Below are 12,473 nucleotides of genomic sequence, written 5' to 3'. Positions count from 1 at the left end.
CTTGGTTATTTTGATTCAAACTTCAATCCAGTTTTGAGTGAATGAAGATTCAACTCAATAAGAAACAACACCCAGTGTGGTGGCGATAGCGAGAAGGATACACCTGTTCCCATGCCGAACACAGAAGTTAAGCTTCTTAGCGCCGATTGTAGTGAAGGGTTTCCCTTTGTGAGAGTAGGACGTCGCCACGCGATTATTCCGGCATAGCTCAGTTGGTAGTAGCGCATGACTGTTAATCATGATGTCGTAGGTTCGAGTCCTACTGCCGGAGTTGAGCAAAAGCAAAAACCAACTTGGTTTTTGCTTTTTTTGTTTTATTCACTATTTTTTGATAAGCTTGAAGAAGGGACTTTAAAAACATTTATAAGATTAAAAGGATCCTACCGAAGAATGAATACATCAAATTTTAGCTATGGTATAATGTGTTTATTATAGTTAGTAAAGCAGAAAAGGAGGAGCGGGTTTGAAAATATTGTTATATTTTGAAGGTGAGAAAATCTTAGCCAAATCAGGTATTGGTCGAGCATTAGATCACCAGAAACGAGCGCTCTCTGAAGTTGGAATAGAATATACATTAGATGCTGATTGCAGTGACTATGATATATTGCATATTAATACATATGGCATAAATAGCCATCGTATGGTCAGAAAAGCACGTAAACTAGGAAAAAAAGTTATTTATCATGCCCATTCGACAGAAGAAGATTTTCGTAATTCCTTTATTGGGTCTAATCAACTGGCACCATTAGTAAAAAAATATCTTATCAGTTTGTATTCCAAAGCGGATCATTTAATTACACCAACACCGTATTCTAAAACATTGCTAGAAGGATATGGCATTAAAGTGCCTATTTCGGCGATCTCAAATGGTATTGATTTATCACGCTTTTATCCTTCAGAAGAAAAGGAACAAAAATTCCGAGAATATTTTAAAATAGATGAAGAGAAAAAAGTAATTATTTGTGTGGGATTATTTTTTGAACGCAAAGGAATCACTGATTTTATTGAAGTTGCACGACAATTACCAGAGTATCAATTTATTTGGTTTGGTGATACACCAATGTATTCTATCCCAAAAAATATCCGACAATTAGTTAAAGAAGATCATCCAGAAAATGTTATTTTCCCAGGTTATATTAAAGGAGATGTCATCGAAGGGGCCTATGCGGCAGCGAATCTCTTCTTTTTCCCTTCGCGTGAAGAAACGGAAGGAATTGTTGTCTTAGAAGCATTAGCTAGTCAGCAACAAGTCTTGGTGCGTGATATTCCAGTTTATCAAGGCTGGCTAGTAGCTAATGAAAATTGTTATATGGGTCATTCTATTGAAGAATTTAAAAAATATATTGAAGGCTTATTAGAAGGGGAAATACCTAGCACTAGAGAAGCAGGCTACCAAGTAGCAGAGCAAAGAAGTATCAAGCAAATTGGTTACGAGTTAAAAGAAGTCTACGAAACAGTCTTATCTTAACAAATATTGAAGACAGTTATTGTTAGATGAAATGGAGGTAATGAGAGTGAAAATTGGTTTTTTTACTGATACGTATTTCCCGCAAGTGAGTGGGGTAGCGACTTCTATTAAGACCTTAAAAGATGAATTAGAAAAGCACGGCCATGAAGTGTATATTTTTACGACAACCGATCCTAACGCGACTGATTTTGAAGAAGATGTCATACGAATGCCTAGTGTGCCATTCGTGTCTTTTAAAGATCGCCGAGTAGTGGTTCGCGGCATGTGGTACGCCTATTTAATTGCCAAAGAGTTGGAATTAGATTTAATTCATACACATACTGAATTTGGTGCGGGTATTTTAGGGAAAATGGTTGGGAAAAAAATGAAAATCCCTGTCATCCATACGTATCATACAATGTATGAAGATTACTTACATTATATTGCTAAAGGAAAAGTTGTCCGTCCATCACATGTTAAATTCTTTTCAAGAGTGTTTACAAATCATACGACAGGTGTTGTTTGTCCCAGTGAACGTGTAATTGAAAAATTACGGGATTATGGAGTGACCGCACCAATGAGAATTATTCCAACAGGGATCGAAATTGATAAGTTTTTACGTCCCGATATTACTGAAGAAATGATCGCTGGAATGCGTCAACAACTAGGTATTGAAGAGCAACAGATTATGTTGTTATCGTTAAGTCGAATTTCTTATGAAAAAAATATTCAAGCAATTATTCAAGGGTTACCACAAATTATTGAAAAATTACCACAAACTCGTTTAGTAATAGTTGGAAATGGTCCCTATCTAGAGGATTTAAAAGAATTAGCAGAAGAACTAGAAGTCAGTGAATACGTTCAATTTACGGGTGAAGTGCCAAATGAAGAAGTCGCCATTTATTATAAAGCTGCTGACTATTTTGTCAGCGCCTCAACGTCGGAAACACAAGGCTTAACTTATACAGAAGCGATGGCTGCTGGCGTTCAATGTGTTGCAGAAGGGAACGCCTATTTAAATAATTTATTTGATCATGAAAGCTTAGGCAAAACTTTTAAGACAGACAGTGATTTTGCCCCAACATTGATTGACTATATACAAGCAAATATTAAAATGGACCAAACTATTTTAGATGAAAAATTATTTGAAATTTCTTCTACAAACTTTGGCAACAAAATGATTGAATTTTATCAAGACACATTGATTTACTTTGATCAACTTCAAATGGAAAAAGAAAATGCGGACTCAATAAAAAAAATTAAAGTAAAATTTACATCTTTAAGAAAATAAACTGCAAAACTTTCCTCCTTCGTTTATACTGAAGGAGGAAAGTTTTTTATTTTAAGAACGGAGGAAGCTACTATGTCTAAAATCGGCTTTATTGGAACAGGTGTCATGGGAAAATCAATTATTCGTAACATGATGAAAAACAATTTATCTGTCAATGTTTACAATCGAACAAAAAGTAAAACAGATGATTTAGTTGCTGAAGGAGCAGTTTGGTATGATACGCCAAAAGCAATTGCGGAAGCGAGTGATATCATTTTTACAATGGTTGGCTTTCCTTCAGATGTTGAAGGCGTGTATTTTAATGAAACAGGGATTTTTCAAGCAGATCTTACAGGTAAAATAGTAGTAGATTTAACCACAAGTACGCCGACCTTGGCTGAAAAGATTGCCAAAAAAGCAGCAGAAGTGGGTGCTCATGCGTTGGATGCGCCAGTTTCTGGTGGTGACTTAGGTGCTAAAAATGGTACTTTAACAATTATGGTTGGTGGCGATCAAGAAAGTTATGAGACCGTCTTACCAATTTTCAAAACATTTGGCAAAACGTTTATGCTACATGGCTCAGCTGGAAAAGGGCAACACACTAAGATGGCGAATCAGTTAATGATTGCAGGCACAATGACCGGGTTGACTGAAATGCTCGTTTATGCAAATGCGACAGGATTAACTTTAGAAAAAGTTCTGGAAACAGTCGGTGGTGGTAGTGCTGCGAACTGGTCATTAAGTAATTATGGACCGCGTATTTTAAAAGAAGATTATACGCCAGGCTTTTTTGTTAAACATTTTATCAAAGATTTAAAGATTGCGTTAGATGAAGCAAAAAAACTTGACCTTCCATTGCCAGCGACGCAAAAAGCGACAGAATTATATGAAAGCCTTGCAGATAAAGGGTTTGAAAATGATGGCACACAGGCCTTAATTAAGCTTTGGTGGACAGATGGCAAGCAACCAACGAATAAAAATTAAAGAACAACAAAAAAATCAAAAAAAATGACGAAAAATCATGCAAGTTAGGCAATGTTTTGTTACAATGGTACAGAACTAGTTTGCAAAAGGAGGCCCACTGATGAAACATTCACAACTTGTGGCGATTATTAAGAGACTGGAAGCAATGATCGAAGCAGCAGATAATGAAGTACAAGTACGCCGCTTTGAACGTGAAGGCGTAGAGAAATGTATTGTAAGTTTTGATAAATCAACAGAAACATTTGAATTAACAGAATCTGATACGCACCAAAGCTATCAATTCGATAACATCGATATTGTAGCAATGGAAATTTACGACTTAATTCAATAATTAATCGTCCTACATTTTAATAAGGGAGTGGAGTAGAAGCACCAAAGCTTCTGGTTCACTCTCTTCTCGTATTATCCAGTCAAGTTGTAGCAATAGCTTAGTGGGAGTTTAAGAATTATATAACAAAAATCACTGGCACTTCTCAATCAGGGGAGTGCCAGTGATGCTTTTTAGTTGCACTTCTTTCCATTTTCTGTGAAAATAGTTTGGGTATCAAAGTAATTGATCCTTTTTTTAAAAGCCTCGTCCCTTGAAAATGCGCCTTTTTTGAAATATTTGAAGAATATTTCATTAAAAATATAGAAAATTCTCTTGCATTCTTTGCTTATTTACGATATAGTTTGAACATCAAATGTTTTGATAATCAAAGTATATGGATGGTGCACAGAATGGAACCTAATTTAGAAACAGTCAACGATTACTTAGTCAGTGTCTTTAATGACATCTTAACGATTGAAGAATCTGAATTGAAAAAATCACAATTTAATGATTTATCCATTACGGAGATGCACACAATCGAAGCAATTGGTATGTACAAGAAAAAAACGTCTTCAGAAGTAGCCAAGGAACTGTCAATTACCGTCGGAACACTTACTGTAGCGATTAACAACTTAGTTAAAAAAGGCTATGTTGAACGTTTGCGTAGTGAAGATGATCGACGTGTAGTAAAGCTTGGCTTAACCAAAAAGGGAAAATTACTTTTTAGAGTCCATCAGCATTTTCATCGTGAAATGGTTAAAAACATTTTGAAAGGCATGGAGCAAGAAGAAGAACAAGCGCTGTTAAGAGCACTAAAAAATCTTCATGATTTCTTGCAAGAATACAAATAAAAAGTGAGGATCCCCATGAAGAATTATGCACGAATTAGTTGTACAAGCCGTTATGTTCCAGAGAATTGTGTCACGAATCACCAACTGAGTGAAATGATGGATACCTCTGATGAATGGATACATTCGCGAACAGGCATTAGTGAACGTCGCATCGTTACGCAAGAAAATACGTCTGATTTATGTCATCAAGTCGCAAAACAGTTATTGGAAAAATCTGGAAAGCAAGCAAGTGAGATTGACTTTATTTTAGTTGCAACAGTGACACCAGATTTCAATATGCCTTCTGTTGCTTGCCAAGTGCAAGGCGCAATTGGCGCCACTGAGGCTTTTGCTTTTGACATCAGTGCAGCGTGTTCTGGTTTTGTCTATGCCTTAAGCATGGCAGAAAAACTAGTCTTAAGTGGTCGTTATCAAACAGGTCTAGTAATTGGTGGCGAAACATTTTCCAAAATGTTGGATTGGACCGATCGCTCCACAGCGGTGCTTTTCGGTGATGGGGCTGCCGGCGTCTTGATTGAAGCGGCTGAGACACCGCATTTTCTAAATGAAAAATTACAAGCAGATGGACAACGGTGGGCGGCTTTAACGTCAGGCTACACGATCAACGAAAGTCCTTTTTATCAGGGGCATAAGCAGGCGAGTAAGACGCTACAGATGGAAGGACGTAGTATTTTTGATTTTGCGATTAAAGATGTTTCACAAAATATTTTATCCCTCGTGACGGACGAAACCGTGGATTATCTTCTACTACATCAAGCAAATGTGCGCATTATCGATAAAATTGCACGTAAGACGAAGATTTCCCGCGAGAAGTTTTTAACGAATATGGATAAATATGGCAATACCTCAGCTGCTAGCATTCCTATTTTGTTGGATGAAGCAGTTGAAAATGGGACCTTAATTTTAGGTTCCCAACAACGCGTGGTGCTAACAGGATTTGGCGGCGGCTTAACATGGGGCTCACTGCTCCTAACGCTGTAAAAAACTGTTCACATATAAATGAAGAAAATGACTATTTTGGAGGAATATACACATGGTATTTGAAAAAATTCAAGCAATTATCGTAGAAGAATTAGGAAAAGATGCTGAAGAGGTACAATTAACTACAAACATTCAAGAAGAATTAGACGCGGATAGCTTAGATTTATTCCAAATCATTAACGAAATCGAAGATGAATTTGATGTGAAAATCGAAACAGAAGATGGCATTCAAACCGTTCAAGATTTAGTAACATATGTAGAAAAACAACAAGCAAACTAATACATGAAAATAGGGGGCTGGGACATTTAATTGCTAAATGACCCAGTCCCTAAAAAAACAAGTAAATAAGCCGGAAAAATCCTTTTTTACTTGAATGAAGTGTACTTATTTTAGAACTAAAGGACGTATAAAATTAATGAATCAACAGTTATGTGAGTTGCTTGGAATCAATTATCCCATTTTTCAAGGCGGTATGGCTTGGGTAGCCGATGCTTCATTAGCAAGTGCCGTGTCAAACGCTGGTGGATTAGGGATTATTGCTGGCGGCAATGCCCCAAAAGAAGTCGTAAAAAAAGAAATTAAAAAAGTTAAAGAATTAACGGAGCAACCCTTTGGTGTCAATATTATGTTACTTTCACCTTTTGCCGATGAAATTGTCGATTTGGTTTGTGAAGAACAGGTTCCTGTCGTAACGACAGGTGCAGGCAATCCAGCCAAATACATGGCTCGTTTTAAAGAACATAACATTAAAGTAATCCCAGTAGTTCCTTCTGTTGCTTTAGCAAAAAGAATGGAAAAAATTGGTGCCGATGCTGTCATTTTTGAAGGAATGGAAGCTGGTGGACATATTGGCAAGTTAACCACTATGAGTGGCTTACCGCAAATCGTTGACGCTGTGTCAATTCCTGTGATTGCAGCAGGTGGGATTGGTGATGGTCGTGGTATGGCTGCGGCCTTTATGTTAGGTGCTGAAGCAGTCCAGTTAGGCACACGTTTTTTAATTGCCAAAGAATGCAACGTTCATCCAGATTATAAACAGAAAGTTTTAAAGGCACGTGATTTAGATGCAGTAATTACCTGTCAACATTTTGGCCATCCAGTGCGTACTTTAAAAAATAAATTAACCGCTCAATATAATCAATTAGAAAAGCAAGAACTCCAAAAAGAAGTGCCTGATTTAGAAATGTTTGAAAAAATTGGTCAGGGCGCTTTGCGCAAAGCTGTCGTTGACGGGGATATGGATTACGGTTCCGTCATGGCGGGACAAATTGCCGGGTTAATAAAAAAAGAAGAAACAGCCCAAGAAATCATTGATTCACTCATGTCTGAATGCAAAGCGATTGTACATAAGATGAATCAGCGTTGGGGCTAAGTGAATAATTTTAACAAAAAATGAGGTGTCGTATGAAAACAGCGATTTTATTTAGTGGACAAGGAGCCCAGTATCAAGGGATGGGTGAAGAATTATATCACCAAGAAGCGATTGTTCGGGAAACTTTCGATGAAGCAAGTCATATCTTAGGTTATGAGATGGCAGAACTTTGTTTTACTGAAAATGAACGTTTAAATGAAACAGAATATACGCAACCTGCTATTTTAACAGTCAGTGTCGCATTTTACCGTCTTTTGCAACAAAAAGGACTAACACCTGATGTCGTAGCGGGTTTAAGCTTAGGGGAATATAGCGCTTTGGTTGCCAGCGGGGCTTTGCGCTTTTCAGAAGCAGTGGCCTTGGTCCAAAAGCGCGGTCAGTACATGACAGAAGCAGCACCACAAGGGACTGGCAAAATGGTTGCTGTCATGAATGCTGAGCGTGAAGTAATTGAGAAAGCCTGCCAAGAAGCCAGTGCTTTCGGAATTGTGGCTCCAGCAAATTATAATACACCACAACAAATCGTGATTGGTGGTGAGGTTGCTGCTGTTGATCAAGCGATGACACTTCTCAAAGAAGCTGGTGTGAAGCGAATGATTCCGTTAAATGTGAGTGGCCCTTTCCATACGGCACTGTTACAACCAGCATCAAAAAAATTGGCTCAGGATTTAGCAAAATTGAACTTTCAAACGATGCAAATTCCTGTCATTAGTAATACGACTGCCGAAATTATGCCCCAAGAGGCAATTCAAGCGTTATTGGAAAAGCAAGTCATGTCTGCGGTACGTTTTGAAGACAGTATCGAAACGATGAAGGCTATGAACGTGGGAACGATGATAGAAGTTGGTCCAGGGAAAACATTAACTGGTTTTGTTAAAAAAATTGACAAAACAATTGAAATGCACCGTGTGGAAGATGTTGCAACATTAACAGAAACGTTAACAGCACTTACTGGGAGGTAAAAAATGGAATTAACAGGGAAAAACGTATTTATTACTGGAAGCACTCGCGGGATTGGCAAAGCAGTTGCGTTGGCTTTTGCGAAAGAGGGCGCCAATATTGTTTTAAACGGTCGGAGTGAGATTACACCAGAACAACGACAAGAAATTGAAGCCTTTGGGGTAAAATGTATTGGCCTTTCTGGAGATATTTCCGATTTTGATGCAGCAGGTGAGATGATTCAAGCAACCGTTGACCAATTAGGCTCGATTGATATTCTGGTGAATAACGCTGGGATTACGAATGATAAATTATTATTACGAATGACAAAAGAGGATTTTAATGCCTGTTTAGATATTAACTTGGTAGGAACTTTTAACATGACCCAACAAGCGGTTAAACGTATGATGAAACAACGAAGTGGTCGGATTATTAATATGGCTAGCGTTTCTGGTTTAATGGGAAATGTTGGTCAAGCAAACTACGCTGCGAGTAAAGCCGGTGTCGTTGGTTTTACTAAATCGGTGGCACGAGAAGTTGCGCCGCGCGGTATTACCTGCAATGCGATTGCACCAGGGTTTATCCAAACAGAAATGACGGATGTTTTATCGGAAAAAGTTAAAACACAAATGAATGCGCAAATTCCCTTACAAACGTTTGGGCAAGTCGAAGATGTCGCAGCTACAGCGATATTCTTAGCTAAAAGTCCCTATATTACTGGGCAAGTCGTGAATGTTGATGGCGGTTTAGTCATGCACGGATAAACGAAAGGAGTCAAAAGGATGAATCGAGTAGTTATTACCGGTTACGGTGTCACCTCGCCGATTGGCAATGAACCTGAGACTTTTTTAGAAAGTTTGAAAACAGGGAAAAATGGTATCGGACCGATTAGTAAATTTGATGTTAGTGAAACAGGTGTAACCTTAGCAGCTGAAGTGAAAGACTTTCCAATGGAAAAATATTTTGTTAAAAAAGATGGCAAACGCATGGATAAGTTTTCGTTATTTGGCATTTATGCGGCCTTAGAAGCAATGGCTATGAGTGGCTTGGATACCAGTCAACTAGATGTGGATCGGTTTGGCGTCATGGTGGGTTCCGGGATTGGTGGTTTGGAAACAATTCAAAATCAAGTAATTCGGATGCACGACAAAGGACCTGAACGTGTGGCACCGTTATTTATTCCAATGGCGATTGGAAACATGGTGGCGGGAAATATTGCTTTACGTGTTGGTGCCAAAGGAATTTGTACGTCAACAGTGACGGCTTGTGCTAGTGCAACCCATTCAATTGGGGAAGCGTTCCGCAATATCAAACATGGATACTCCGATGTCATTATTGCTGGTGGAGCAGAAGCGCCTATTACAGAAATCGGTATTTCAGGATTTGCTTCCTTGACCGCTTTAACAAAGGCGACTGACCCAGAAAAAGCCTCAATTCCCTTTGATAAAGAACGTAGTGGATTTGTGATGGGAGAAGGTGCGGGTGTCTTTATTTTAGAATCATTAGATCATGCTCTAGAACGAGGCGCAACTATTTTAGGTGAAGTGGTTGGCTATGGTGCTAATTGCGATGCCTATCATATGACATCACCAACACCAGATGGGAGCGGCGCAGCGAAAGCCATGGTACTAGCAATGGAAGAAGCGGGGATTTCTCCAGAAAAAATTGGCTATATTAACGCCCATGGAACAAGCACACAAGCCAATGACAGTGCAGAATCTAAAGCAATTGAATTGGCTTTAGGTGATGCCGCAAAAACGGCGTATGTAAGTAGTACGAAGAGTATGACGGGACATCTCTTAGGTGCCGCTGGTGGAATTGAAGGAATTGCTACCCTAAATGCTTTACAACATCAATTTATTCCGCCAACCATTAATGTGGAAAATCAAGATGAAGCAATTACGGTGAACGTTGTTTTAAACGAAAGCAAAGAGCATAAATTTGATTATGCTTTAAGTAACTCGCTAGGCTTTGGTGGCCACAATGCAGTTATTTGCTTAAAACGCTGGGAGGATTAACATGCAGTTAGAAGAAGTAAAAGCATTATTAACACAATTTGATCAATCAACTTTAACCGAATTTGATTTACGAGAAGGCTCGTTTGAATTATATATGAATAAAAATACAGTTTCTGGACGAAGTGCCGTAGAACCAGTGGCGCAACCACAAGAAACATCAGTAGCCGCTAATGGTGTGTCAGTGCCTGTTGAAACAGTTTCTGTCGTTGAAGAAACGCCAACTAATACACCGACAGCCAATGAAAAGACAGAAGAAATTACGTCACCTATTGTAGGAATCGTTTATTTACAACCAGCACCAGATAAAGAAAACTTTGTCAAAGTAGGAGATACTGTTAAAACGGGTGACGTTGTGTGTATCGTTGAAGCGATGAAATTAATGAATGAAATTACGGCGACAGTTGACGGTGTGATTACTGAAGTATTAGTCAACAATGAAGATGTGGTTGAATTTGGTCAGCCGCTATTCCGAGTTGCTAAAGGAGAATAAAACATGAAATTAACAATTACAGAAATTCAAGAAATTTTACCACATCGCTATCCCTTTTTACTATTAGATAGTGTTGAAGAAGTTATTCCTGGGGAACGTGTTGTAGCGAAAAAGAATGTAACGGTTAATGAGCAAGTTTTTCAAGGTCATTTTCCTGGGAATCCTGTTTTGCCAGGAGTTTTAATTATTGAATCGTTGGCTCAAGCAGGCGCCGTGGCATTACTTTCAATGCCTGAATTCAAAGGGAAAACGGCATACTTTGGTGGATTAGATAAAGCAAAATTTAGACAAAAGGTAACACCAGGCGACACATTAATTTTAGAGGTTGAACTTTTAAAAGTCCGCGCTTCTGCTGGAATGGGTAAAGGTGTGGCAAAAGTTAATGGAAAAAAAGTTGCCGAGGCTGAATTAACCTTTATGATTGGATAGGTGAAAAATGTTTTCGAAAGTATTAATCGCAAACCGCGGAGAAATCGCTGTTCGTATTATTCGTGCCTGTCGCGAATTAGGCGTTCAAACAGTTGCTGTTTACTCTGAAGCGGATCAAGAAGCGTTACACACACAGTTAGCAGATGAAGCCATTTGTATTGGACCGGCGAAAGCAACTGATTCTTATTTAAATGTTCAAGCTGTTTTAAGTGCAGCGATTGTTACCAATGCTGAAGCGATTCATCCAGGGTTTGGTTTCTTATCTGAAAATAGTCAATTTGCTTCAATGTGCGAAGAATGCAACATTACTTTTATCGGTCCTAAAGCAGAAACGATTGATGCAATGGGCAATAAAATAAACGCACGTCAACTGATGCAAAAAGCCAAGGTACCTGTTATTCCTGGGAGTGATGGCGTCATTGATTCTGTCGAAGAAGCGTTGACGATTGCTGAAGAAATTGGTTACCCAGTGATGTTAAAGGCAGCTGCTGGTGGTGGCGGAAAAGGAATCCGAAAAGTTCTTTCAAAAGAAGAGTTACCGAAACACTTTACTTCAGCGCAGCAAGAAGCCAAAGCCGCATTTGGTAATGATGATATGTATTTAGAAAAAATTATTTATCCAGCACGTCATATCGAAGTGCAAATTTTAGGTGATCAATATGGGCATGTGATTCACTTAGGGGAACGTGATTGCTCACTACAAAGAAATAATCAAAAAGTGTTAGAAGAATCACCATCGATTGCTATTTCTGAGGAAAAGCGTCAGATGTTAGGCGAAACGGCCGTTCGAGCAGCACAAGCTGTGCATTATGAAAATGCTGGAACCATTGAATTTTTGATGGATCCAGCTGGCGACTTTTATTTCATGGAAATGAATACCCGCATCCAAGTCGAACATCCAGTTACGGAAATGGTAACAGGGATTGATTTAGTCAAAGCACAATTAGAAATTGCTTCAGGTGAACCTTTAGGCTATACCCAAGAGGATGTTACCATGACTGGGCATGCGATTGAGTGCCGAATTAACGCTGAAAATCCTGCCTTTAATTTTGCTCCTTCACCAGGTAAAATTCAAAATCTCTTGTTGCCTAGTGGTGGAATGGGCTTGCGTGTAGACAGCGCTATGTATTCAGGGTATTCAATTCCGCCTTATTATGATTCAATGATTGCGAAAGTCATCGTACATGGTGAAAATCGTTTTGATGCCTTGATGAAAATGCAAAGGGCTTTAAATGAAATTGTAACAGAAGGTATTATTACGAATGCCGAATTCCAATTGGATTTAATTACACATGACAATGTTTTGACAGGTGACTATGACACAAGCTTTTTACAAGAAACATTTCTACCAAATTGGGAGCCAGAAAGCAATCATTAAAGA

14 protein-coding genes, 1 tRNA gene and 1 rRNA gene are annotated in these 12,473 nt (G+C 38.7%); all 16 read left to right on the top strand.

The window, feature by feature from the left end:
• The first annotated feature begins 75 nt into the window (after positions 1-75).
• The 16 genes from rrf to IGJ24_RS11130 all read left to right on the top strand — a co-directional run bounded on the left by rrf (position 76) and on the right by IGJ24_RS11130 (position 12,470).
• A 5S ribosomal RNA gene (rrf, locus tag IGJ24_RS11205) occupies positions 76-191 on the top strand.
• A 6-nt stretch (positions 192-197) separates the two neighbouring features.
• Positions 198-271: transfer RNA gene (locus IGJ24_RS11200), tRNA-Asn, on the top strand.
• A gap of 192 nt (positions 272-463) precedes the next feature.
• Positions 464-1,468, top strand: coding sequence for a cell wall glycolipid biosynthesis glucosyltransferase BgsA (bgsA, locus tag IGJ24_RS11195; protein ID WP_086279791.1), 1,005 nt, complete (start codon positions 464-466; stop codon positions 1,466-1,468).
• Positions 1,469-1,514: 46 nt separating this feature from the next.
• A complete protein-coding gene (bgsB, locus tag IGJ24_RS11190; protein ID WP_002389260.1) occupies positions 1,515-2,738 on the top strand; it encodes a cell wall glycolipid biosynthesis glucosyltransferase BgsB in 1,224 nt (407 codons plus the stop codon).
• Between the two features lie 72 nt (positions 2,739-2,810).
• The gene (locus tag IGJ24_RS11185) at positions 2,811-3,701 is read left to right on the top strand and encodes an NAD(P)-dependent oxidoreductase (protein ID WP_002359377.1); all 891 of its coding nucleotides are present in this window, start codon (positions 2,811-2,813) and stop codon (positions 3,699-3,701) included.
• 100 nt (positions 3,702-3,801) lie between these two features.
• Complete coding sequence (locus IGJ24_RS11180) at positions 3,802-4,032, top strand: YkuJ family protein (protein WP_002379802.1); 231 nt, start codon at positions 3,802-3,804, stop codon at positions 4,030-4,032.
• A gap of 389 nt (positions 4,033-4,421) precedes the next feature.
• A complete protein-coding gene (gene fabT, locus IGJ24_RS11175; protein WP_002362455.1) occupies positions 4,422-4,862 on the top strand; it encodes a fatty acid biosynthesis transcriptional regulator FabT in 441 nt (146 codons plus the stop codon).
• A 15-nt stretch (positions 4,863-4,877) separates the two neighbouring features.
• Positions 4,878-5,843 (top strand): beta-ketoacyl-ACP synthase III, encoded by a 966-nt coding sequence (locus tag IGJ24_RS11170; protein WP_002365153.1) that lies wholly within the window; start codon positions 4,878-4,880, stop codon positions 5,841-5,843.
• 52 nt (positions 5,844-5,895) lie between these two features.
• The gene (locus IGJ24_RS11165; RefSeq protein WP_002356278.1) at positions 5,896-6,123 is read left to right on the top strand and encodes an acyl carrier protein; all 228 of its coding nucleotides are present in this window, start codon (positions 5,896-5,898) and stop codon (positions 6,121-6,123) included.
• A 136-nt stretch (positions 6,124-6,259) separates the two neighbouring features.
• A complete protein-coding gene (fabK, locus tag IGJ24_RS11160; protein WP_002356279.1) occupies positions 6,260-7,216 on the top strand; it encodes an enoyl-[acyl-carrier-protein] reductase FabK in 957 nt (318 codons plus the stop codon).
• A 32-nt stretch (positions 7,217-7,248) separates the two neighbouring features.
• Positions 7,249-8,178, top strand: a complete 930-nt coding sequence (gene fabD, locus IGJ24_RS11155; RefSeq protein ID WP_002356280.1) for an ACP S-malonyltransferase — start codon at positions 7,249-7,251, stop codon at positions 8,176-8,178.
• A 3-nt stretch (positions 8,179-8,181) separates the two neighbouring features.
• Entirely contained in the window at positions 8,182-8,919 is a 738-nt protein-coding gene (gene fabG / locus IGJ24_RS11150; protein ID WP_002356283.1) for a 3-oxoacyl-[acyl-carrier-protein] reductase, read from the top strand.
• Positions 8,920-8,937: 18 nt separating this feature from the next.
• Complete coding sequence (gene fabF, locus IGJ24_RS11145; protein WP_002356284.1) at positions 8,938-10,173, top strand: beta-ketoacyl-ACP synthase II; 1,236 nt, start codon at positions 8,938-8,940, stop codon at positions 10,171-10,173.
• A gap of 1 nt (position 10,174) precedes the next feature.
• Positions 10,175-10,663, top strand: a complete 489-nt coding sequence (accB, locus tag IGJ24_RS11140) for an acetyl-CoA carboxylase biotin carboxyl carrier protein (protein ID WP_129194246.1) — start codon at positions 10,175-10,177, stop codon at positions 10,661-10,663.
• 3 nt (positions 10,664-10,666) lie between these two features.
• Positions 10,667-11,092, top strand: a complete 426-nt coding sequence (fabZ, locus tag IGJ24_RS11135; protein WP_002356286.1) for a 3-hydroxyacyl-ACP dehydratase FabZ — start codon at positions 10,667-10,669, stop codon at positions 11,090-11,092.
• 7 nt (positions 11,093-11,099) lie between these two features.
• The gene (locus IGJ24_RS11130; protein WP_002367303.1) at positions 11,100-12,470 is read left to right on the top strand and encodes an acetyl-CoA carboxylase biotin carboxylase subunit; all 1,371 of its coding nucleotides are present in this window, start codon (positions 11,100-11,102) and stop codon (positions 12,468-12,470) included.
• Positions 12,471-12,473: the final 3 nt, after the last annotated feature.

This window comes from Enterococcus sp. DIV0546, from assembly GCF_051712785.1.
Lineage (GTDB): Bacteria > Bacillota > Bacilli > Lactobacillales > Enterococcaceae > Enterococcus > Enterococcus faecalis.
This window is presented reverse-complemented; position numbering and strand designations above follow the sequence as displayed.